This window comes from Streptomyces sp. NPDC020422 (genome assembly GCF_044386705.1).
GTDB lineage: Bacteria > Actinomycetota > Actinomycetes > Streptomycetales > Streptomycetaceae > Streptomyces.
The window spans coordinates 305,658-325,294 of sequence record NZ_JBIRVJ010000010.1 but is presented as its reverse complement, the minus strand read 5'-3'; the positions used below and the strand labels follow the sequence as shown (position 1 = coordinate 325,294).

20 protein-coding genes and 1 tRNA gene are annotated in these 19,637 nt (G+C 73.0%); 11 read left to right on the top strand and 10 right to left on the bottom strand.

The window, feature by feature from the left end:
- Positions 1-44: 44 nt before the first annotated feature.
- The 4 genes from hutI to hutU all read right to left on the bottom strand — a co-directional run bounded on the left by hutI (position 45) and on the right by hutU (position 5,558).
- On the bottom strand, positions 45-1,220 hold the full coding sequence (hutI, locus tag ACH414_RS27695) for an imidazolonepropionase (RefSeq protein WP_382542177.1): 1,176 nt from the start codon (positions 1,218-1,220) through the stop codon (positions 45-47).
- 50 nt (positions 1,221-1,270) lie between these two features.
- Positions 1,271-2,605 carry a formimidoylglutamate deiminase gene (locus ACH414_RS27690; protein WP_391769891.1) on the bottom strand — a complete coding sequence of 445 codons (1,335 nt, stop codon included), beginning with the start codon at positions 2,603-2,605 and terminating at the stop codon, positions 1,271-1,273.
- On the bottom strand, positions 2,596-3,798 hold the full coding sequence (locus ACH414_RS27685; protein ID WP_386566317.1) for an allantoate amidohydrolase: 1,203 nt from the start codon (positions 3,796-3,798) through the stop codon (positions 2,596-2,598). Before ACH414_RS27685 ends, ACH414_RS27690 begins: the two co-directional genes overlap by 10 nt.
- 95 nt (positions 3,799-3,893) lie before the next feature.
- Positions 3,894-5,558 (bottom strand): urocanate hydratase, encoded by a 1,665-nt coding sequence (gene hutU, locus ACH414_RS27680; RefSeq protein ID WP_398943776.1) that lies wholly within the window; start codon positions 5,556-5,558, stop codon positions 3,894-3,896.
- Positions 5,559-5,661: 103 nt separating this feature from the next.
- Here hutU and ACH414_RS27675 point away from each other — a divergent pair, with 103 nt between their 5' ends.
- The 6 genes from ACH414_RS27675 (at position 5,662) to ACH414_RS27650 (ending at position 9,651) form a co-directional block, all read left to right on the top strand.
- Complete coding sequence (locus ACH414_RS27675) at positions 5,662-7,044, top strand: diaminopimelate decarboxylase (RefSeq protein ID WP_382542169.1); 1,383 nt, start codon at positions 5,662-5,664, stop codon at positions 7,042-7,044.
- Positions 7,041-7,520: an SRPBCC family protein gene (locus ACH414_RS27670; RefSeq protein ID WP_382542166.1), complete on the top strand. Its 480-nt coding sequence runs from the start codon at positions 7,041-7,043 to the stop codon at positions 7,518-7,520. Before ACH414_RS27675 ends, ACH414_RS27670 begins: the two co-directional genes overlap by 4 nt.
- A gap of 130 nt (positions 7,521-7,650) precedes the next feature.
- Complete coding sequence (locus ACH414_RS27665) at positions 7,651-8,040, top strand: hypothetical protein (protein WP_382542163.1); 390 nt, start codon at positions 7,651-7,653, stop codon at positions 8,038-8,040.
- A complete protein-coding gene (locus ACH414_RS27660; RefSeq protein WP_382542160.1) occupies positions 8,037-8,795 on the top strand; it encodes a transcriptional regulator in 759 nt (252 codons plus the stop codon). The genes ACH414_RS27665 and ACH414_RS27660 overlap by 4 nt, the downstream gene beginning before the upstream one ends.
- Positions 8,795-9,229 carry a roadblock/LC7 domain-containing protein gene (locus tag ACH414_RS27655; RefSeq protein ID WP_382542157.1) on the top strand — a complete coding sequence of 145 codons (435 nt, stop codon included), beginning with the start codon at positions 8,795-8,797 and terminating at the stop codon, positions 9,227-9,229. The genes ACH414_RS27660 and ACH414_RS27655 overlap by 1 nt, the downstream gene beginning before the upstream one ends.
- Before the next feature lie 50 nt (positions 9,230-9,279).
- Positions 9,280-9,651: a hypothetical protein gene (locus ACH414_RS27650; protein ID WP_382542155.1), complete on the top strand. Its 372-nt coding sequence runs from the start codon at positions 9,280-9,282 to the stop codon at positions 9,649-9,651.
- 26 nt (positions 9,652-9,677) lie between these two features.
- On the opposite strand, the gene ACH414_RS27645 is transcribed toward ACH414_RS27650, so the two are convergent.
- Both ACH414_RS27645 and ACH414_RS27640 read right to left on the bottom strand, forming a co-directional pair.
- A complete protein-coding gene (locus ACH414_RS27645) occupies positions 9,678-10,520 on the bottom strand; it encodes a MurR/RpiR family transcriptional regulator (RefSeq protein WP_382542152.1) in 843 nt (280 codons plus the stop codon).
- Positions 10,521-10,857: 337 nt separating this feature from the next.
- On the bottom strand, positions 10,858-12,252 hold the full coding sequence (locus ACH414_RS27640) for a cystathionine beta-synthase (protein WP_382542149.1): 1,395 nt from the start codon (positions 12,250-12,252) through the stop codon (positions 10,858-10,860).
- Between the two features lie 116 nt (positions 12,253-12,368).
- Between ACH414_RS27640 and ACH414_RS27635 the strand changes: the two genes are divergently transcribed.
- The 3 genes from ACH414_RS27635 (at position 12,369) to ACH414_RS27625 (ending at position 15,957) form a co-directional block, all read left to right on the top strand.
- A complete protein-coding gene (locus tag ACH414_RS27635) occupies positions 12,369-13,412 on the top strand; it encodes an SGNH/GDSL hydrolase family protein (RefSeq protein ID WP_382542147.1) in 1,044 nt (347 codons plus the stop codon).
- 132 nt (positions 13,413-13,544) lie between these two features.
- Positions 13,545-14,765 carry an acetyl-CoA C-acetyltransferase gene (locus ACH414_RS27630; protein ID WP_382542144.1) on the top strand — a complete coding sequence of 407 codons (1,221 nt, stop codon included), beginning with the start codon at positions 13,545-13,547 and terminating at the stop codon, positions 14,763-14,765.
- Between the two features lie 313 nt (positions 14,766-15,078).
- Positions 15,079-15,957, top strand: a complete 879-nt coding sequence (locus ACH414_RS27625) for a hypothetical protein (RefSeq protein ID WP_382542142.1) — start codon at positions 15,079-15,081, stop codon at positions 15,955-15,957.
- 9 nt (positions 15,958-15,966) lie between these two features.
- Here the strand turns inward: ACH414_RS27625 and ACH414_RS27620 are convergent, their stop codons facing one another.
- Positions 15,967-16,296, bottom strand: coding sequence for a hypothetical protein (locus ACH414_RS27620; RefSeq protein WP_398943770.1), 330 nt, complete (start codon positions 16,294-16,296; stop codon positions 15,967-15,969).
- Between the two features lie 100 nt (positions 16,297-16,396).
- On the opposite strand from ACH414_RS27620, the gene ACH414_RS27615 reads away from it, so the two are divergent.
- On the top strand, positions 16,397-16,627 hold the full coding sequence (locus ACH414_RS27615; protein ID WP_382542136.1) for a DUF4287 domain-containing protein: 231 nt from the start codon (positions 16,397-16,399) through the stop codon (positions 16,625-16,627).
- Between the two features lie 58 nt (positions 16,628-16,685).
- Here ACH414_RS27615 and ACH414_RS27610 read toward each other — a convergent pair whose 3' ends face one another.
- A complete protein-coding gene (locus ACH414_RS27610) occupies positions 16,686-17,561 on the bottom strand; it encodes an alpha/beta fold hydrolase (RefSeq protein ID WP_398943768.1) in 876 nt (291 codons plus the stop codon).
- A gap of 110 nt (positions 17,562-17,671) precedes the next feature.
- Between ACH414_RS27610 and ACH414_RS27605 the strand changes: the two genes are divergently transcribed.
- Positions 17,672-18,232, top strand: a complete 561-nt coding sequence (locus tag ACH414_RS27605; protein WP_382542131.1) for a TetR/AcrR family transcriptional regulator — start codon at positions 17,672-17,674, stop codon at positions 18,230-18,232.
- 67 nt (positions 18,233-18,299) lie between these two features.
- Here ACH414_RS27605 and ACH414_RS27600 read toward each other — a convergent pair whose 3' ends face one another.
- Together ACH414_RS27600 and ACH414_RS27595 are read right to left on the bottom strand one after the other, a co-directional pair.
- A complete protein-coding gene (locus ACH414_RS27600; RefSeq protein ID WP_382542128.1) occupies positions 18,300-19,175 on the bottom strand; it encodes a Bax inhibitor-1/YccA family protein in 876 nt (291 codons plus the stop codon).
- A gap of 120 nt (positions 19,176-19,295) precedes the next feature.
- Positions 19,296-19,377 (bottom strand) — tRNA-Leu (locus ACH414_RS27595).
- Between the last annotated feature and the right edge of the window lie 260 nt (positions 19,378-19,637).

Here is a 19,637-nt window from a genome sequence, read left to right as displayed (position 1 = left end):
CGGGACGCCCGGTATCGGGAACGGCAAGGCCGGCGCCGAGGCCGTCAGGCCACCCGGGCGCCCTTGCGCCAGACCTCCGACACCAGCGGCACGCCCGGGCGGTAGGCCAGGTGGACGTGGGACGGGGCGGCGAGGACGGTCAGGTCGGCTCGGGAGCCGGGGGTGAGGTGGCCCACGTCCGTGCGGCGGAGGGCCGCCGCGCCGCCGGCCGTGGCGGACCAGAGGGCCTCGTCGGGGGTCATCCGCATGTCGCGGACCGCCAGCGCGATGCAGAACGGTACCGAGGACGTGAAGGACGAGCCGGGGTTGCAGTCCGTGGACAGCGCCACCGTCACGCCCGCGTCCAGGAGGCGTCGGGCGTCCGGCCACTGCGCCCGGGTGGAGAACTCCGCGCCGGGGAGCAGCGTGGCCACCGTGTTGCCGGAGGCCAGCGCGTCCACGTCCGCGTCCGTCAGGTGCGTGCAGTGGTCCGCGCTCGCCGCGTCCAGCTCGACCGCGAGCTGCACGCCCGGCCCGTACGACAGCTGGTTGGCGTGGACGCGCGGGAGGAGGCCCTTCGCCTTGCCCGCCGTCAGGATCGCCCGCGCCTGGTCGCCGTCGAACGCGCCCTTCTCGCAGAACACGTCCACCCAGCGGGCGTACGGGGCGCAGGCCTCCAGCATCTCCCCGGTGACGAGGTCCACGTACGCCGCCGGGTCGTCCGCGTAGTCCGGCGAGACGATGTGCGCGCCCAGGTACGTGACCTCGTCCGTGTGCTCGGCCGCGATGCGCAGGGCGCGGGCCTCGTCCTCGACCGTCAGGCCGTAGCCGGACTTGGTCTCGAAGGTGGTCGTGCCCTGCTGCAGGGCCTCCTTCATGTAGTGCGCCACGTTCGCCGACAGCTCCGCGTCCGTCGCCGCGCGCGTGGCGGCGACCGTCGTGCGGATGCCGCCGGCCTGGTAGGGCCGGCCGGACATGCGGGCGTTGAACTCGGCGGTGCGGTCGCCCGCGAAGACGAGGTGGGAGTGGGAGTCGACGAAGCCGGGGATCACGGCGCGGCCCTGCGCGTCGACCCGGCGGTCGGCCGCGGGGGCCTTCGCGGCCGGGCCGGTCCAGGCGACCTTGTCGTCCGCCAGGACCAGCGCGGCGTTCGTCAGCAGGCCGAGCGGCGAACCGTCGCCCTGGTTCGGGTCGTTCGTGACCAGGGTGGCGATGTTCGTGATGACCGTCGTCGTCGACATGGGGGGCTCTCCGTTGAGGGGCGGGTACGGGCCGGTGGCCGGGGGCCGGTTCAGTCTCTGAGGGTCTTGATCGCGTCCGCCAGCGCCCTGCCCGTGTCCGGCACCGAGACGTGTGCTCCGTCGCGTACGACCACCCGGCCGCCCACCACGACGTGGTGGACGTCCGTCGCCGTCGCCGCGAAGACCGCCGTCTCGGCCGCCAGGCGCGGGGCCGGGCCGGCCGTGCGGACCGAGTCCAGGGACAGCGTCGTGAAGTCGGCCAGGGCGCCCGGCTCCAGGGTGCCCGCGTCCGCCCACCCGAGGGCCGCGTGGCCGTCGGCCGTGGCCGCGCGGAGCAGGGCCGCCGCCGTCCAGTGGCCGCGGGTGCGGGTGCGCAGGCGCTCGTTCAGTTCCATGGCCCGCGCCTCCTCCAGGAGGTCGACGACGGCGTGGCTGTCGCTGCCCAGGGACAGCGGGGAGCCCGCGCGCTGGAGGGCGACCGCCGGGCCGATGCCGTCGGCCAGGTCGCGTTCCGTGGTCGGGCACATGCAGGTGCCGGTGGACGAGCCGCCGATCAGGGCGATGTCCCCGTCCGTCATATGGGTGTTGTGGACGCCCGTCGTGCGCGCGCCGAGGACGCCGTGCTCCGCCAGGAGCTGCGTCGGCGTCATGCCGTGCGCCGCCTGGCAGGCGTCGTTCTCCGCCGTCTGCTCGGAGAGGTGGACGTGCAGGGGGGCCTGGCGGTCCTGGGCCCAGCCGGCGACGGTGGAGAGCTGGGTCGCCGGCACCGCGCGTACCGAGTGGATCGCCGCGCCGATGCGGACGCCCTCGCGCTCCTTCAGCGCCGACACGCGTTCCGCCCACGCGTCGGCCGTGCCGTCGGTGAAGCGCAGCTGGTGCGGTTCGGGGGCGGCGCCGAAGCCGGCGGAGAGGTAGGCCGTGTCGAGGAGCGTGATGCGGATGCCCGCCTCGCCGGCCGCGGCGATCAGGGCCTCGCCCATCGCGTTGGGGTCGGCGTACGGGGTGCCGCCGGGCGCGTGGTGCAGGTAGTGGAACTCGCCGACGGACGTGATGCCGGCCAGCGCCATCTCCGCGTACACCGCCCGGGCCAGCGTGAAGTACGTCTCCGGCGTCAGGCGCTGGGCGACCGCGTACATCACCTCGCGCCAGGTCCAGAAGGTGCCGCTGCCCACCTGGACCGTGCCGCGCAGGGCGCGGTGGAAGGCGTGCGAGTGGGCGTTCGCCAGGCCCGGGATCGTCAGGCCGCGGAGGACCACGGCGCCCGGGGGCGGCGCTTCCGTGCCCGTCCGGACCGCCGTGACGCGGCCGTCCGACACCTCCAGCGCCACGCCCGGCTCGACGTGGGTGCCGAGCCAGGCGTGCTCCAGCCAGTAGGTCACCTGCACGCCAGGTCCTCCAGTACGTCGGCGAGGGCGCGGACGCCCGCCACGCAGTCGTCCTCGGCCGCGAACTCGGCCGGGGAGTGCGAGACGCCCGTGGGGTTGCGTACGAACAGCATGGCGGTCGGGATCGACGCGGAGAGGATTCCGGCGTCGTGTCCCGCACCCGTGCCCAGGACCGGGATCTTGTCGCCGGTCCGCTCGGACAGGATGCGGCCGAGTTCGTCGCGCAGGGCGTGGTCGAAGTCCACGACCGGGGTGAAGGACTCCCGGACGACCGTGAGGTCGATGCCCGCGCGCTCGGCGTGTTCCCGTGCCGCCGTCTCGACGCCGGCGATGACCGCGTCCAGGGCGTCCTGGTCGGCGGCGCGCGCGTCGAGCCAGCCGCGGACCAGCGACGGGATGGCGTTGACGCCGTTGGGCTCCACGGCGATCTTGCCGAAGGTGGCGACGGCGCCCGCGAGTTCGGCCTCGCGGCGGGCGGCGAGGACCGTCTCCGCGTAGGTGAGCATCGGGTCGCGGCGGTCGACGAGCCGGGTGGTGCCGGCGTGGTTGGCCTCGCCGGCGAAGTCGTAGCGCCAGCGGCCGTGCGGCCAGATCGCGGAGGCGATGCCGACGGGATCGCCGGACAGGTCGAGGGCGCGGCCCTGTTCGACGTGGAGCTCGACGAAGGCGCCGATGCGCGCCAGGCGCTCGGGGTCGGGGCCGATGGCCGCGGGGTCGTAGCCGGCGGCCTCCATCGCCTGCGGGAGGCTGATGCCGTCGGCGTCGCGCAGCTCGTACGCCTTCTCCTTGGTCAGCTGTCCGGAGGTGAGGCGGGAGCCGACGCAGGCGAGTCCGAAGCGGGCGCCCTCCTCGTCGCCGAAGTTGACGATGGCGAGCGGGCGCCTGAACCGGACGCCGCGGGCGCGCAGTTCGTCGAGCGCGGCGAAGGAGGACACGACGCCGAGGGGGCCGTCGAAGGCGCCGCCGTCCGGGACGGAGTCCAGGTGGGAGCCGGTGACGACGGCGTCACCGGCGTTCGGGTCGCCGAGCCAGGCCCACTGGTTGCCGTTGCGGTCGGTCTCGACGTCGAGGCGGCGGGCCTCGGCCTGCATCCGGAACCAGAGCCGGCAGTCGGCGTCGGCGCCGGTCCAGGCGTAGCGGCGGTAGCCGCCGGAGGAGGCGTCGCGGCCGAGGGGGGCGAGGCTGCGCCACATGGCGTGGAAGGAGGGGGAGGTCCACTCCCCCGCGCCCGCCGCCGGGGCGCCCGGGGCGGTGCCCCGGGGCGCCTCGGCGGCGTCGGATGACGAGGTCACGCGGAGTCACCCTCGCGCATCGGGACGCGGACGCCCTTCTCGTCGGCGACCCGCTCGGCGATGTCGTAGCCGGCGTCGACGTGGCGGATCACGCCCATGCCGGGGTCGTTGGTGAGCACGCGGCGGATCTTCTCGCCCGCGAGGGCGGTGCCGTCGGCGACGGTGACCTGACCGGCGTGGATGGAGCGGCCCATGCCGACGCCGCCGCCGTGGTGGAGGGAGACCCAGGAGGCGCCGGAGGCGACGTTCACCATGGCGTTGAGGAGCGGCCAGTCGGCGATGGCGTCGGAGCCGTCGAGCATGGCCTCGGTCTCGCGGTACGGGGAGGCCACCGAGCCGCAGTCGAGGTGGTCGCGGCCGATCGCGAGCGGGGCGGCGAGGGTGCCGTCGGCGACCATGTCGTTGAACATGTCGCCGGCCTTGTCGCGCTCGCCCTGGCCGAGCCAGCAGATGCGGGCGGGCAGGCCCTGGAAGTGGACGCGCTCGCCGGCCATCTTGATCCAGCGGGCGAGGGACTCGTTCTCCGGGAAGAGGTCGAGGATCGCCTTGTCGGTCTTGTGGATGTCCGAGGCCTCGCCGGACAGGGCGGCCCAGCGGAACGGTCCCTTGCCCTCGCAGAAGAGCGGGCGGATGTAGGCGGGGACGAAGCCGGGGAAGGCGAAGGCGCGGTCGTAGCCGGCCAGCTGGGCCTCGCCGCGGATGGAGTTGCCGTAGTCGAAGACCTCGGCGCCGGCGTCCATGAAGCCGACCATGGCCTCGACGTGCTTGGCCATCGACTCGCGGGCGCGCCGGGTGAAGCCGGCCGGGTCCTTGGCGGCGGCGTCGGCCATGTCCTCGAAGGCCACGCCGACCGGCAGGTAGGACAGCGGGTCGTGGGCCGAGGTCTGGTCGGTCACGATGTCGATGGGGGCGCCCTCGGCGAGCATCTGCGGCACCAGCTCCGCGGCGTTGCCGAGGAGGCCGATGGAGAGCGGGCGGCGGGCGTCGCGGGCCTCGGTCGCCAGCTGGAGGGCGTGGGCCAGGTTGTCGGCCCTGACGTCCAGGTAGCGGTGCTCGATGCGGCGCTCGATGGCGCGCGGGTCGACGTCGATGCAGATGGCGACGCCGTCGTTCATGGTGACGGCCAGCGGCTGGGCGCCGCCCATGCCGCCGAGGCCGGCGGTGAGGGTGATGGTGCCGGCCAGGGTGCCGTTGAACTTCTTCGCGGCGACGGCGGCGAAGGTCTCGTAGGTGCCCTGGAGGATGCCCTGGGTGCCGATGTAGATCCAGGAGCCTGCGGTCATCTGGCCGTACATGGTGAGGCCGAGCTGCTCCAGGCGCCGGAACTCCTCCCAGTTGGCCCAGTCGCCGACCAGGTTGGAGTTGGCGATGAGGACGCGGGGGGCCCACTCGTGGGTCTGCATGACGCCGACCGGGCGGCCGGACTGGACCAGCATGGTCTCGTCCTGCTTGAGGGTGCGCAGGGTGCGCACCATGGCGTCGAAGGAGCGCCAGTCGCGGGCCGCCTTGCCGGTGCCGCCGTAGACGACGAGCTTGTCGGGGTGCTCGGCGACCTCGGGGTCGAGGTTGTTCTGGAGCATCCGGAGGGCGGCTTCCTGCTGCCATCCCAGGGCGCTCAGTTCCGTACCGCGCGGGGCCCGTACGGGGCGGGGTCCTGACATGGCGATGCCTCCTCGAATGTGGTTCAGATATTCACATCCTGACCGGCTGAATAGACTTAGTCAACAGCTGCGGGGCCACCCCGCCCGGTGGTGGGATGGGCGGATGGCTTCCTCCCTGGCTTCCACCCCGGTCCCCTCCCCCGGACCGAACCGCCGCGACCTCGCCGTCCGCGCCGCCGTCGGACAAGGCCTCCTCACCCCCTCCGAACCCGTCGTCGCGCTCCTCGACACCGCCGGCGTCCGCGCCTCCGCCCAGGCCCTGACCAGTGCTTTCGCCGCCGTCACCGACGCCCCCGTGCTGCACGCCTTCGCCGTCAAGGCCGCCCCGCTGGTGCCCGTCCTGCGCCTGCTGTACGACGCGGGGCTCGGCGTCGAGGTCGCCAGCCCCGGCGAGCTGGCGCTGGCCCGTGCCGCCGGGGTGCCCCCGGCCCGTACCGTCCTCGACTCCCCCGCCAAGACCCCGGCCGAACTGCGCCAGGCCCTCGCGCTGGGCATCGCCGTCAACGCCGACAACCTCCAGGAGCTGGCCCGGCTCGACGCGCTGGTCGCCTCCGCGCCCACCGCCTCGCCGCTCGGCCTGCGGGTCAACCCGCAGATCGGGGCCGGCACCATCGGCGCGCTCTCCACCGCCACCGCCACCTCCAAGTTCGGCGTGGCGCTGCGCGACGAGGGCGCCCGCGAGGCGGTCGTGCAGGCCTACCTCGACCGCCCCTGGCTGACCCGGCTGCACACCCACACCGGCTCCCAGGGCATCCCGCTCGCCCTGATGGCCGAAGGGGTCGGCGCCGCGTACGCCCTGGCCGAGGAGATCAACACCAAGGCCGGGCGGCAGCAGATCGACACCCTCGACATCGGCGGCGGACTGCCGGTGAACTTCGCCTCCGACGAGGAGACCCCCACCTACGCCGAGTACGCCCGGCTGCTCGCCGCGACCGTCCCCGGCCTGTTCGACGGGCGCTACGCCCTGGTCACCGAGTTCGGGCGCTCGCTGCTCGCCAAACACGGCACGGTGCTCGCCCGCGTCGAGTACACCAAGGTCTCCGGCGGGCGCCCGATCGCCGTCACCCACGCCGGGGTCCAGCTCGCCACCCGCACCGTGTACGCGCCGGAGTCCTGGCCGCTGCGCGTCCTCGCGTACGACGCCGAGGGCCGCCCCCGCACCGGCGAGGAGACCGTCCAGGACGTGGCGGGGCCCGCCTGCTTCGCCGGGGACCTGCTGGCCACCGGCCGGCTGCTGCCCCTGCTGCGGCCGGACGACGTGGTGGCCGTGCCGGACACCGGGGCGTACTACTTCGCCCACCACTACGCGTACAACAGCCTGCCCCGGCCCGCCGTCCACGGATTCACCCCGACGGAGGACGGCGGCATCGCCTTCACGACCGTACGCCGGGCCCAGACCCTCGACGAGATCGTGGCGGAGTCGGGCGGCGACCGGCCCGACGCGCTCCTGCGGGAGACGGCGGACGGTGGTCCCATGAAGCCATGACAGGAACCACCTCCGTCGTCGTCGAACGCCGGGTCGCCGCCTCCCCGGGCCGGGTCTGGGAGTCCATCACCGACCTGCCGGACCTGCCCCGGGTGCTCAGCGGCGTCGAGAAGGTCGAGGTGCTCACCGAGGGCGGATTCGCGGTGGGCACCCGCTGGCGCGAGACCCGGCGGATGATGGGCCGGTCGGCCACGGAGGAGATGACCGTGACGGCCTGCGAGCCGCCCGAGCGCTATGTCACGGTGGCCGACTCGCACGGCATGCACTACGTGTGCGAGATGGCCCTGCTCCCCGAGGGCCCGGCGGTCTCGGCCGGGGCGACCACCCTGCGCATGACCTTCACCGCCCGCCCCGCGCACGACCGCGCCCCGGGTCTGCTCGCCCGCCTGGCCGGCCGCTTCGGCGCGCGGGCGGTGGCCCGGGCGCTCGCCAAGGACCTGGCGGAGATCGCCACGGCGGTCGAGAGCCGCGGCTGACCGGACAGTCCCGCACCCGCCGGTGACAAATTCCTCTGGAAAATGCCAAACCCCTGCCCCGCGCCGCGACGTTGAGTAGCGTCACCGTTACTGCCGTACGCCCGCACGCCGCATCGGGAGGGGATCTCGCGTGCCCGGAATCGACGAGTGCCTACTGGAGGCCATGGGCCTGCCGGGGGCGCGCGGCGCGTGGCTGGTCGACTGGACCAGTGGCCTGGCGCTCGGCGCGGCGGGCGAGTCCCCGGTCGGCGACCATGAGACGACGGCCGCCGAGACCGCCGAACTGGCCCGTGCCGCGGCCGAGTTCGAGTCGCCCGCCGCCGGGGCCGAGGCGGTCGGGGCCGCGCCCGTGGAGGATCTGATCCTCACCACCCGCACCGGCTACCACCTGCTCCGCTTCGTCGAGACGGCCTTCGACAGCAGCGTCTTCCTGCACCTCTGGCTCGACCGGGACGCCGGGAACCTCGCCCTCGCGCGGATCCGGCTCGGCGACCTCGCGGAGAGGCTGGTCCTCGGATGACCGTCTCCCCCATGCTCACCCGCCTCGCCGCCGAGAAGGCGACCGGCGCCCTGCTGCGCGACCACGGCACGCTCTACCTCGTCGACGGCCGGGTCGTGCACGCCGAGAGCCCCTCCGCGCCCGGACTCGACGTCCTGCTCACCGCGGGCGGGCGGCTGCCCCGCGCGGGCTGGGACGAGGCCGTGGACCGGGCCGGGGCGCTGCGCGCGGTCGGGCGCTTCCTGGTCGACAGCGGCCGGCTGCACGGCGGCGAGCTGGAGATCTGCCACCTGGGCGCCGTCTTCGACGCGGCCTTCTTCGCCCTCGCCCCCACCAGCGGCCCGAGCCGCTTCCGGTACGGGGTGGGGCACTGGTTCGGCTCGGTGCGGCCGGTCGCCGCCGAGGCGGTCGAGCGGGAGACCGTGCGCCGCCGCGAGCTGCTCGACAGCGTCTGGCCCTATCCGGCCGTCGACACCGCCCCCGTGGTGCCCCGCCCGGCCGCCCCCGGGCAGCCGGTGGGCGCCCGGCAGCGGGCGCTGCTGGCGGCGGCGGACGGGGTCCGGACCCCGGCGGAGATCGCGCGGCTGCTCGGCCGGCCCGCCTTCCACACCCTGCTCGACGTACGGCGGCTCGCGGCGGCCGGGCTCGTGTCGACCCCGAGCGAAGCGCCGCCGCCCGCCCCACCCGCCGTGCCCGCCTGGGTCGGCGAGGTCGCCACCGACCCGGACATCGCCCTGCTCCGCCGGCTCCGCGACGCCCTGGAGGCAGCACTGTGATGAGGCGTGCCCTGCGCCTGCGCGCCGAGAGGAGACAACTGATGACCGCAGAAGCCGAGGTCCTCGGCGAGCTGAGACGGCTGCGGGCCCGCCTGCCGCAGCTGACCGGAGCCCTCGCCGCCAGCGCGGACGGCCTGGTCCTGGCCCAGGACACCGTCGACGGCGAGGCGGAGAGCGTGGCCGCGCTGACGGCCGCGGCGCTCGGAGTCGGGCAGCGGCTGACGGACACCACCGGGCAGGGCGCCTTCCGCGAGCTGCTGGTCCGGGGCGAGCACGGCTATGTGGCGACGTACGCGGCGGGCGGCTCGGCCGTCCTGACCCTGCTCGCCGAGCCGCGGATCAACGTGGGCCGGCTGCATCTGGAGGCCCGCCGGTCGAGCGCCCGGATAGGGGAGCTCGTGGACGGCGCACTGGAGCGCAGAGACCTGAACTGAAACGGCACATCCCCTCGCACATCCCCTCTCACGAAGGAAGTACGACAGCCATGGCGAACACCGAGACAGCCCTCAAGGAAGCCGCGCAGATCGAAGGCGCCATCGGCGCCGCCCTCGTCGACTACACGAGCGGCATGGCGCTCGGCACCATCGGCGGCGGCAAGGAGCTCGACCTGAACATGGCCGCGGCGGGCAACACCGACGTGGTCCGCGCCAAGGTCCGGACGATGGAGATGCTGGGCCTGCAGGAGGGGATCGAGGACATCCTGATCACCCTCAACACCCAGTACCACCTGATCCGGCTGCTCAAGTCCCGGGGCTCGAACGGCCTGTTCCTCTACCTGGCACTCGACAAGAACCGGGCCAACCTGGCGATGGCCCGGCACCAGCTGAAGCGCATCGAGGAGGAGCTGGAGGTCTGAGACCCCGGCCCCCACGCGCCGGAGCCCTACTCCACGAAGAGCCCGCGCGCGGCCGCCTTGGTGTCGAACTCCTCCAGGCGGGCCTGCGCGTCCGGCAGTTCGTCCGCCATCGCCTCCAGGAGCACCCGGCCGAGCAGCATCGGCGCGCAGGCGGTGTCGAAGGCGAGACCGGTGCCGACGGCGGCCGGGATGAGCAGGTCGCTGTGGGCGGCGACGGGCGCGAACGCGGACTCGGCGACGGTCACCACGGTGAGCCCGGCCGAGCGCGCGTACTCCAGCGCCTCGACGACCTCGCGCGGGTGCCGGGGCAGCGCGAAGCAGAGCAGCGCCGTGGCCCCGGCCCGTACGGCCGCGTCGATGCGGTCGGTGAGCATGGAGCCGCCCTCGTCGAGCAGCCGGACGTCCGGGTGCACCTTGGCGGCGAAGTAGGCGAAGCCGCGGGCCTGCGAGGAGGCGGCCCGCAGGCCGAGCACGGGCAGCGGGCGGGAGCCGGCGAGCAGCCGGCCGGCCCGCTCGACGGGCGCGGGATCGGCGAGCAGCCCGGCGAGGTGCCGCAGGTTCTCGATCTCGGCGAGGACGGCCTGCTGGTACTCGTTGTGCCCGGTGGGCCCGGGCGCCTTCTCGGGCGCCTCGGGCGCGCTCTCGCGCAGGTGCCGGCGCAGCGCCGGGTAGCCGTCGAAGCCGAGGGCGACGGCGAAGCGGGTGACGGAGGGCTGGCTGACGCCGGCGAGCTCGGCCAGCTCGACGCTGGAGAGGAAGGGCACGTCGGCGGCGCGGCGGACCATGCAGTGCGCGATCCGTCGCTGTGTCGGTGTCAGCCGTTGCCCTTCGAAGAGCGCCTGCAGCCGTCCGGCCGGGCTGTCGCTCATGCCGTCCCCCTTCCGCTTATTCACTCATCCAGAACTCTGTATGAGGATATGCAGCAGGGCAAGGGGAGGCTTGCGCGGGGACCGCCGCACCCCCGTTGCCGGGGGGCGGGACGACGGCGGTCCCCGCGAGGGACACGGGCCCGGGTCAGGGCCGGTCCGCGTCCGCGGCGTCGGTGGAGGTCCGGGAGCCGCTCCGGAGGTCCGTGACGCCGACAAGTCCAATCTGCCGGAGGCGTGTTAAGCGGGTGCTGCGGGTACGTGACGCGCTCGTACCAGTTGCGCGAACGTACCCGCGGTCACCCGCCCGGTACGGCCCGGAAGCGGCGCCCGGTGCCGCTCAGTGCTGGCGGGTGCCCCCGTTGGCGGCGAGGAAGGCCAGCAGGTCCTGGCGGCTGACCACGTCGGTCGGCTTGCCCTCGACCAGCACGATGGCCGCGTCCGCGTCGCCGAGGACGGACATCAGGTCGGCGACCGGCTCGCCCGAGCCGACCTGCGGCAGCGGGGCGCACATGTGGTGCTCCAGCGGGTCCTCCAGGGCGGCCTTCTGCGTGAAGAGGGCGCTCAGGAGCTCGCGCTCGACCACCGAGCCGACGACCTCGGCGGCCATGACGTCGGGGTGGCCGGCGCCGGGCTTGACGATCGGCATCTGGGAGACGCCGTACTCGCGCAGCACCTCGATGGCCTGGCCGACGGTCTCGTCCGGGTGCATGTGGACGAGCGAGGGCAGGCCGTGCGACTTGTGGCGCAGCACGTCGGCGACGGTGGCGGAGCTGGTGTCCTCCAGGAAGCCGTAGTCGGCCATCCACTCGTCGTTGAAGATCTTGGACAGGTAGCCGCGGCCGGAGTCCGGCAGCAGCACGACCACGACGTCGTCGGGGCCGAGCTCGCGCGCGACCTCCAGGGCGGCGACGACCGCCATGCCGCAGGAGCCGCCCACGAGCAGGCCCTCCTCCTTGGCGAGGCGGCGGGTCATCTGGAAGGAGTCCTTGTCGGAGACCGCGACGATCCGGTCGGTGACCGAGGCGTCGTAGGCGGTCGGCCAGAAGTCCTCGCCCACGCCCTCGACCAGGTACGGGCGGCCCGAGCCGCCGGAGTAGACCGAGCCCTCGGGGTCGGCGCCGACGATCGTGACCTTGCCGCCGCTGGCCTCCTTCAGGTACTTGCCGGTGCCGGAGATCGTGCCGCCGGTGCCGACGCCCGCGACGAAGTGGGTGATCCTGCCGTCCGTCTGCTCCCAGAGCTCGGGGCCCGTCGTCTCGTAGTGCGAGCGCGGGTTGTTCGGGTTCGAGTACTGGTCGGGCTTCCAGGCGCCCGGCGTCTCGCGCACGAGGCGGTCCGACACGTTGTAGTACGAGTCGGGGTGCTCGGGGTCGACGGCGGTCGGGCAGACGACGACCTCGGCGCCGTACGCGCGCAGGACGTTGATCTTGTCCGTGGACACCTTGTCGGGGCAGACGAAGATGCACTTGTAGCCCTTCTGCTGGGCCACGATCGCCAGGCCGACGCCGGTGTTGCCGGACGTGGGCTCGACGATGGTGCCGCCGGGCTTGAGCGCACCGCTCTCCTCGGCCGCCTCGATCATGCGCAGGGCGATGCGGTCCTTGACCGATCCGCCCGGGTTGAAGTACTCGACCTTGGCCAGCACGGTGGCCTTGATTCCCGCAGTGACGCTGTTGAGCTTCACCAGCGGGGTGTTGCCGACGAGGCTGATCATCGAGTCGTGGTATTGCACCGTAATCTCCGGGGTCTCCGTAATGGTGCTGCCAGCGTATTGCGTGGGATGCGTAGGCGGTGGCGCTTACGGGGCAGGAGTAACCACGACGTGGCGTGAAGGAGGTGACGGCCCCGATGTCCAGGGCGAGGGTGGCACGGCGGATCGCGGCGGGTGCGGCGTACGGCGGCGGGAGCATCGGACTGCTCGGTGTGGCCGCCGTCGGGGTCCTCCTGGCCGAGGTGCAGCTGGCCAAGAGGTCGGTGGGGGGCGGGGTCGCTCCGCTGCCGCCGGGCGCGGACGGGCGCTACGGGCGCGCGTACGGCGGCGAGGAGCCGCTGCGGCTGGCCCTTCTGGGTGATTCCACGGCGGCGGGCCAGGGCGTGCGGCGCACGGGCCAGACGCCGGGGGCGCTGCTGGCCTCCGGGCTCGCGGCGGTGGCGGAGCGCCCGGTGGACCTGAGGAACGTGGCGCTGCCCGGGGCGCGCTCGGACGACCTGGAGCGGCAGGTGTCGCTGCTGCTCGCCGCCCCGGCCGGGGCACCGGACGTGTGCGTGATCATGATCGGCGCGAATGACGTCACGCACCGGATGCCGGCGACCCAGTCGGTGCGCTGTCTGGCGTCCGCGGTGCGCCGGCTGCGGACCGCCGGCGCGGAGGTGGTGGTCGGCACCTGCCCGGACCTGGGCACGATCGAGCCGGTCTACCAGCCGCTGCGCTGGCTGGCCCGGCGGGCCTCGCGGCAGCTCGCGGCGGCGCAGACGATCGTGGTGGTGGAGCAGGGCGGGCGGACGGTGTCGCTGGGCGACCTGCTCGGGCCCGAGTTCGCCGCGAACCCGCGCGAGATGTTCGGGGTGGACAACTTCCATCCCTCGGCGGAGGGGTACGCGACGGCGGCGATGGCGCTGCTGCCGACGGTCTGCGCGGCGCTCGCGATGTGGCCGGAGGCGGACCGGATCGACACCGACCGGCGCGAGAACATGCTGCCGGTGGCCAAGGCGGCCGCGGAGGCGGCGAAGGAGGCCGGTACGGAGGTCACCGGCGCCCGCGCCCCCTGGGCCCTGCTGAAGCACCGCAGGCGCCGGCGGCTCCCGGTGCCGGGCGCGCCCGCGGCGGAGCCCGTGGCGGAGGGGGAGGAGGACGGTCCGGGCTCGCGGAGCGCGACCGTACGGCAGGACTGAGCCGCCGGGGGACCTCCTGAGCGTACGCTTAGAAAAGAGGTCCGCATCACATGCCGCGGCCGGTGACCCCGTGCGGTACGTACGGGTAACTTCCCTTTCAGTCCGCCCACCCAGCACCCTCCTGGAGCCGTGATGCCCGAAGCCGTGATCGTCTCGACCGCCCGTTCCCCGATCGGCCGGGCCTTCAAGGGCTCCCTCAAGGACCTGCGACCCGACGACCTCACCGCCACGATCATCCAGGCCGCCCTCGCCAAGGTCCCCGAGCTGGACCCGCGCGACATCGACGACCTGATGCTCGGCTGCGGTCTGCCCGGCGGCGAGCAGGGCAACAACCTCGGCCGGATCGTGGCCGTGCAGATGGGGATGGACCACCTCCCGGGCTGCACGATCACCCGCTACTGCTCCTCCTCGCTGCAGACCTCGCGCATGGCGCTGCACGCGATCAAGGCGGGCGAGGGCGACGTCTTCATCTCGGCGGGCGTCGAGATGGTGTCGAGCTTCGCCAAGGGCAACTCGGACTCGTGGCCGGACACCCACAACCCGTTCTTCGCCGAGGCCGAGGCCCGCACCGCCGCGGTCGCCGCCTCCGAGGGCTCCACCTGGCACGACCCGCGCGAGGACGGCCTCGTCCCGGACGCGTACATCGCCATGGGCCAGACCGCCGAGAACCTGGCCCGCTGGAAGGGCGTCACCCGCCAGGAGATGGACGAGTTCGGCGTGCGCTCGCAGAACCTCGCCGAGCAGGCCATCAAGAACGGCTTCTGGGCCCGCGAGATCACCCCGGTGACCCTGCCGGACGGCACCGTCGTCTCGCAGGACGACGGCCCGCGCGCCGGCGTGACCCTGGAGGGCGTCTCCGGCCTCAAGCCGGTGTTCCGCCCCGACGGCCTGGTCACCGCCGGCAACTGCTGCCCGCTGAACGACGGCGCCGCCGCGCTCGTGATCATGTCCGACACCAAGGCGCGCGAGCTGGGTCTGACCCCGCTGGCCCGGATCGTCTCCACCGGCGTCTCCGGCCTCTCCCCCGAGATCATGGGCCTCGGCCCGGTCGAGGCGTCGAAGCAGGCGCTGCAGCGGGCCGGCCTGACCACGTCCGACATCGACCTGGTCGAGATCAACGAGGCGTTCGCCGCCCAGGTGATCCCGTCCTACCGGGACCTGGGCTTCGATCTGGACAAGGTCAACGTCAACGGCGGCGCCATCGCCGTCGGCCACCCGTTCGGCATGACCGGCGCCCGCATCACCGGCACGCTGATCAACAGCCTCCAGTTCCACGACAAGCAGTTCGGCCTGGAGACCATGTGCGTGGGCGGTGGCCAGGGCATGGCCATGGTCATCGAGCGCCTGAGCTGAGCCGCAGCGGAGGATGGGGCCGCCCGGGGAACGGGGGCGGCCGCCGCCCGCGGCGGAGGCGAAGCCCCGTGCGGCCGAAAGCGGAGAGCGACTCTCCTAACCGCCCCGCGTCCAAGCCGTGACCGAATCTCCCCCAGGATGTGACCTACGTCCCGGGGGAGAGTCGTTTTCCCAGGTCACGGCCGTTTCGGGACTAAACACCTGGCATAAATACCTGTCCAATTCGTGACGTAATGCACTGACAGGGAGCGCCACCCCACGACAAGCTGATGTAGGAAGTCGGGGGGATCGACTCGGAATCGGGAGTACGTCAGTGAGCGCACTGTCTCTTGCCCTGCTGGTGACCACGGCTGCTGCCACCGCCGTGGGCGTCGCCGCCCTGCACTCCGCCCACGCCCTCCGTAAGCAGGTCATCGCGCTGCGTGGCGAACTCGCCGCGGCGAACGGCCTGTCCGTCCCGCACGCCCGCCAGACGCCCGCCGCCGAGATACGGGCCGCGGTCGCCGAGGCGCTGGCCGAGGAGCGCGAGCGCGAGCTGGCGGAGGCGCGGGCCTTCTGGGCCGCGCAGGAGGCCAGGGACGCCGCCGACGCCCCGTCGCTGCTCGGCGGAGCGGGCGGCCCGGCCGAGGAGGGCCCCTACTTCGTGCCGCGCCAGGCCGACTTCGTGGGCCTGGAGGCGATGGCCCTGGAGGCGATGGAGGCGGAGGCCGCCGCGCTCGACGGTCCCGACCCGCTGGACGCGTTCGACACCTTCGACGCCTTCGACGAGTTCCCGGAGCCGGCCGGGGCCTCCGAGTACCCGGAGGACTCCCCCGAGCTGGCCGCGGCCCGCCGCCGTCACCCCTCGCACCCCGACTTCGTGCCGGTCCAGACCCCCGTGGTCACCGACCACGAGCGCACGGTGGCCCGCCTGGAGGAGCTGGCGGACACCGCCACGGCGCTGACCGACGTCCGCCCCGGCCCGCTGGGCACGCTGGACGTGTACGTCTTCGCCGACGGCACCACGCTCTGTATGACCCCCGGCCACCGGGAGACCGCCGAGCGCCTCGCCGAGGCCCTGCGCTCCGGCCACACCCCGGTCCTGCTCGGCGGCTCGGGCATCTCCGGCGCCTACGCCCTGACCTTCTCCTGCGGCGACGCGGCGGAGGACAACGTGTACATCCTGGCCGACCGCGTGATCGCGAGCCTGTAGCAGCAGAAGTCAGAGGCCGGATCGGGCCTCCGCCTCCCGTACCAGCCTCACGGCCTCGTCCAGGTCCCCCTCGGGGGCGCCGGCCGGGGCCGTCCGCAGTGTTTCGGCCAGATCCGCGGCGGCGACCGTCAACTGGTCCGCGACCACGAACACCCCGGCGTCCGGCATGCTCACCGGCTCCCGGCCGGGGAACTCGGCGCGCTGCGCCCGGTTCGCCAACTCCCTCGCCAGTGCCAGCCCTTCGGCCGCGGCGCCGCGCTGGAGGCGGCTCTGCGGGGCGGACCGCAGCCGGTCGGCGAACCGCTCTGCCGCGGTGGTCAGTTCACTCGTATCGCGCACGGCACGACCCTATGCGCCGCCCGGGCACCATTGCCAACGAGCGAACACTCGGGCACGGTGACGTGAAGGAGCAAAAGGCACAACGCGTCCGGAGGCGCCGATGTCCCACACCTTCTCCGAAGAGACCCACCGCAACCTCCTCGCCCGCATCCCGCACTGCACGGGCCGCGAGATCTCCGACTGGCTGAAGACCGTCGAGGAGGGCCCCTCGCTCCTCCGCTTCGAGGACAAGGTCAGCTGGCTGCGCGGGGCGCACGACCTGGCGTACGGCCACGCCAAGGCGATCATCCACGAGTACGACCTGCGCCGGGCGGCCCGCCGCATGCTCTAGGCCGGACACGGCCCAGGGCCCGGGCGGCGGTTCGGCCCGGGCGGCGGACCGCCGTCGCTCACCCCTTCACCCGCCGGTCGAGGAAGTCGCGGACCAGCTCCGCGATCTCCTCGCCGTGCGTCTCCAGGGCGAAGTGCCCGGCGTCCAGGAGGTGGATCTCCGCGTCCGGCAGGTCGCGGGCGAAGGCCTCGGCCCCGGCCGGGCCGAAGATCTCGTCGCCGCGGCCCCAGGCGGCGAGCAGCGGCGGACGGTGGGTGCGGAAGTACTCCTGGAAGGCCGGGTAGCCGTCCAGGTTGAACTGGTAGTCCCAGAAGAGCTGGAGCTGGATCTCCTTGTTGCCGGGCCGGTCGAGGCCTGCCTGGTCCAGGGTCCAGGTCTCGGGCCCGACGCGGTCGAGCCGGTCGGCCGGGACGCCGTGGGTGTACTGCCAGCGGGTGGCCTCCGCGGTGAGCAGCTCGCGTACGGCGGGCTCGTGGGTCGCGCGGTCCTCGGCGTGCGCGAACAGCACGTCCCAGAAGGGCGTGAAGCCCTCCATGTAGGCGTTGCCGCTCTGGGTGACGATCGCGGTGATCCGCTCGGGGTGGCGGGAGGCGATGCGCAGCCCGATGGGGGCGCCGTAGTCCTGGACGTAGAGGGCGAAGCGGTCGACGCCGAGGCGGTCGAGGAGCTTCAGGGTGATCTCGGTGAGCTTCTCGAAGCCGTAGTCGAACTCGGTCACGGCCGGCGCCGCGGAGGCGCCGAAGCCGATGTGGTCGGGCGCGATCAGGTGGTAGGCGTCGGCGAGCTCGGCCATCAGTCCGCGGTACATGTGCGAGCTGGCCGGGAAGCCGTGCAGCAGCACGAGGGTGGGGCGGTCCGGGTCGCCCGCCTCCCGGTAGAAGACCTCCAGGCCGTCGATGTTCTCGGTGCGGCCGCGCAGCGCGAATACGGACATGGCTGTCCCCTTCTCGGGTTCCGAGCGGGAGAACGATCGTTCTCCCGATGACCTGTAGAGTAGGAGAACGATGGTTCTCAACGCAAGCGGATAGCCGAGGAGTGATCGGGATGGACGCGGAGACCGCCGAGCTGAAGCTCCTGGAGACGGCCGAGACCCTGTTCGACGAGCGGGGGGTCCAGGCCGTCGGCATGGACGCCATCCGCAGCGCGTCAGGCGTCTCGCTCAAGCGCCTCTACCAGCTCTTCCCCTCCAAGGACCATCTGGTCTGGGCGGTCCTCAAGCGCCGCGACGGCGCCGTCCGCGAGGCGATCGCCGCCCACGGCGCGACCCATGCCACCACTCCGTACGGGCGCAGCCTCGCGGTCTTCGACTACCTCGGCGACTGGTTCGCGGACCCCGGGTTCCGGGGCTGCGCCTTCATCAACACCTTCGGCGAGATGGGCGGCATCTCCCCCGACATCGCCGACATCGCCCGGGGCCACAAGCAGGCCCTGCGGGACTACTTCGCCGAGCAGACCGACGCCATGAACGCCCCGCCCGCCCTCGCCGACCAGCTCGCCCTGCTGGCCAACGGCGCCATGGCCGTCGCCGGCATCAACGGCACCTCGGAGCCGGCCGCCCAGGCCAAGGACGCCGCCCGGGTGCTCCTGGACGCCTACGTCGACTAGGCCCCCGGAACGCGGAAGGGCCCGCCCGGCGGCTGCCGGGCGGGCCCTTCCCTCACGCGGTGAGGCGTCAGTCGTCGCCCTGGAGGATCGACAGCAGACGCAGCGCCTCCAGGTAGATCCACACCAGGGTCATGGTGAGGCCGAAGGCCGCCAGCCAGGACTCCTCGCGCGGAGCGCCGTAGGTGATGCCGTCCTCGACCTGCTTGAAGTCGAGGGCGAGGAAGCAGGCGCCGAGGACGATGCCGATGACGCCGAACAGGATGCCGAGGCCGCCGCTGCGGAAGCCCAGGCCGTCACCGCCGCCGAAGACGGCGAACAGCAGGTTGACCACCATGAGCAGCATGAAGCCCATCGCGGCGGCCATCACGAAGCCGTAGAAACGGCGGGTGACGCGGATCCAGCGCATCTTGTACGCGATCAGCACGCCGGCGAAGACCGCCATCGTGCCGAGCACGGCCTGGATGACGACGCCGTCCGCGATGTAGGTCGAGACGGCGGCGGAGATCACACCGAGGAAGACGCCCTCGAAGGCCGCGTAGCCCAGGATCAGCGCCGGAACGGGCTTGCGCTTGAACGACTGCACGAGCGACAGGACCAGCGCCACCAGGGCGGCGCCGACGCCGATGCCGTAGGACTTGCCCAGGTTCGCCGGGTCGACCGGCAGCAGCAGCCAGGACAGCACGGCGGTGAGCACGACCGTACCGAGCGTGATGGCCGTGCGGCTCACCACGTCGTCGATCGTCATCACGTTGCCGCGCACCTGCTGCGGGGCACCGAGCGCGGTGTCCTGCGGGGCGTACGGGTTGGTCGCGTACGGGTTCGTCGCGTAGGGGTTGGTTCCGACGGCGGGGCCCCCGGCCTGCGGCTGCTGCGCGTTGAAGCCGGCGTAGCCGTTGTCGCGGCTGAACCCCCGTCGCGAGAAGACCGGGTTGCTGCTCCTCATCTCACTCCTCCATGGCCGCACTGCGCGGCGTCCCCTCAAGAGTAATAGGGAAGCAAAAGAAACTCCCTAGTGCTCGGGGAGGATCTTTCGGTGAACGGGGGAGGGCGTGGGGAGGAGCTGTGCCCGGAACCGGATTCGAACCGGTACGGCCCGAAGGCCAGCGAGGTTTAAGCTCGCCGTGTCTGCATTCCACCATCCGGGCGGGTCGCGAAGCTCCGCGTTGGCACATGAGCCTATCGGGGCGGGTCGCTCGTTCAGCGGAACGGTGTCGCGATGTTGTCTTATTTTATTGACACCTGAGGGTGCGTCAGCGCAGGTGGGGCCCCTTCGGCGAAGGGCGGCCGGGGTCGCACCGGCAAAGACCGGCGTGACGGATTGACGGAAACTCGCCGACTACCCCTCCGTAGTCCGTCAACATCAGGGTCGCCGTCATACCTCAGGAGGAGGGCGGGCCGGTCCGGT

Bases quoted from the DNA above. Each gene is read 5' to 3' on its own strand.
- ACH414_RS27610 (WP_398943768.1), bottom strand. From the start codon at position 17,561: ATGTCCGTATTCGCGCTGCGCGGCCGCACCGAGAACATCGACGGCCTG.
- ACH414_RS27685 (WP_386566317.1), bottom strand. From the start codon at position 3,798: ATGTGGCGCAGCCTCGCCCCCCTCGGCCGCGACGCCTCCTCCGGCGGC.
- hutI (WP_382542177.1), bottom strand. From the start codon at position 1,220: ATGTCGACGACGACGGTCATCACGAACATCGCCACCCTGGTCACGAAC.
- ACH414_RS27600 (WP_382542128.1), bottom strand. From the start codon at position 19,175: ATGAGGAGCAGCAACCCGGTCTTCTCGCGACGGGGGTTCAGCCGCGAC.
- ACH414_RS27670 (WP_382542166.1), top strand. From the start codon at position 7,041: ATGACAGGAACCACCTCCGTCGTCGTCGAACGCCGGGTCGCCGCCTCC.
- ACH414_RS27675 (WP_382542169.1), top strand. From the start codon at position 5,662: ATGGCTTCCTCCCTGGCTTCCACCCCGGTCCCCTCCCCCGGACCGAAC.
- ACH414_RS27645 (WP_382542152.1), bottom strand. From the start codon at position 10,520: ATGAGCGACAGCCCGGCCGGACGGCTGCAGGCGCTCTTCGAAGGGCAA.
- ACH414_RS27650 (WP_382542155.1), top strand. From the start codon at position 9,280: ATGGCGAACACCGAGACAGCCCTCAAGGAAGCCGCGCAGATCGAAGGC.
- ACH414_RS27660 (WP_382542160.1), top strand. From the start codon at position 8,037: ATGACCGTCTCCCCCATGCTCACCCGCCTCGCCGCCGAGAAGGCGACC.
- ACH414_RS27635 (WP_382542147.1), top strand. From the start codon at position 12,369: ATGTCCAGGGCGAGGGTGGCACGGCGGATCGCGGCGGGTGCGGCGTAC.
- ACH414_RS27615 (WP_382542136.1), top strand. From the start codon at position 16,397: ATGTCCCACACCTTCTCCGAAGAGACCCACCGCAACCTCCTCGCCCGC.
- ACH414_RS27630 (WP_382542144.1), top strand. From the start codon at position 13,545: ATGCCCGAAGCCGTGATCGTCTCGACCGCCCGTTCCCCGATCGGCCGG.
- hutU (WP_398943776.1), bottom strand. From the start codon at position 5,558: ATGTCAGGACCCCGCCCCGTACGGGCCCCGCGCGGTACGGAACTGAGC.
- ACH414_RS27655 (WP_382542157.1), top strand. From the start codon at position 8,795: ATGAGGCGTGCCCTGCGCCTGCGCGCCGAGAGGAGACAACTGATGACC.
- ACH414_RS27605 (WP_382542131.1), top strand. From the start codon at position 17,672: ATGGACGCGGAGACCGCCGAGCTGAAGCTCCTGGAGACGGCCGAGACC.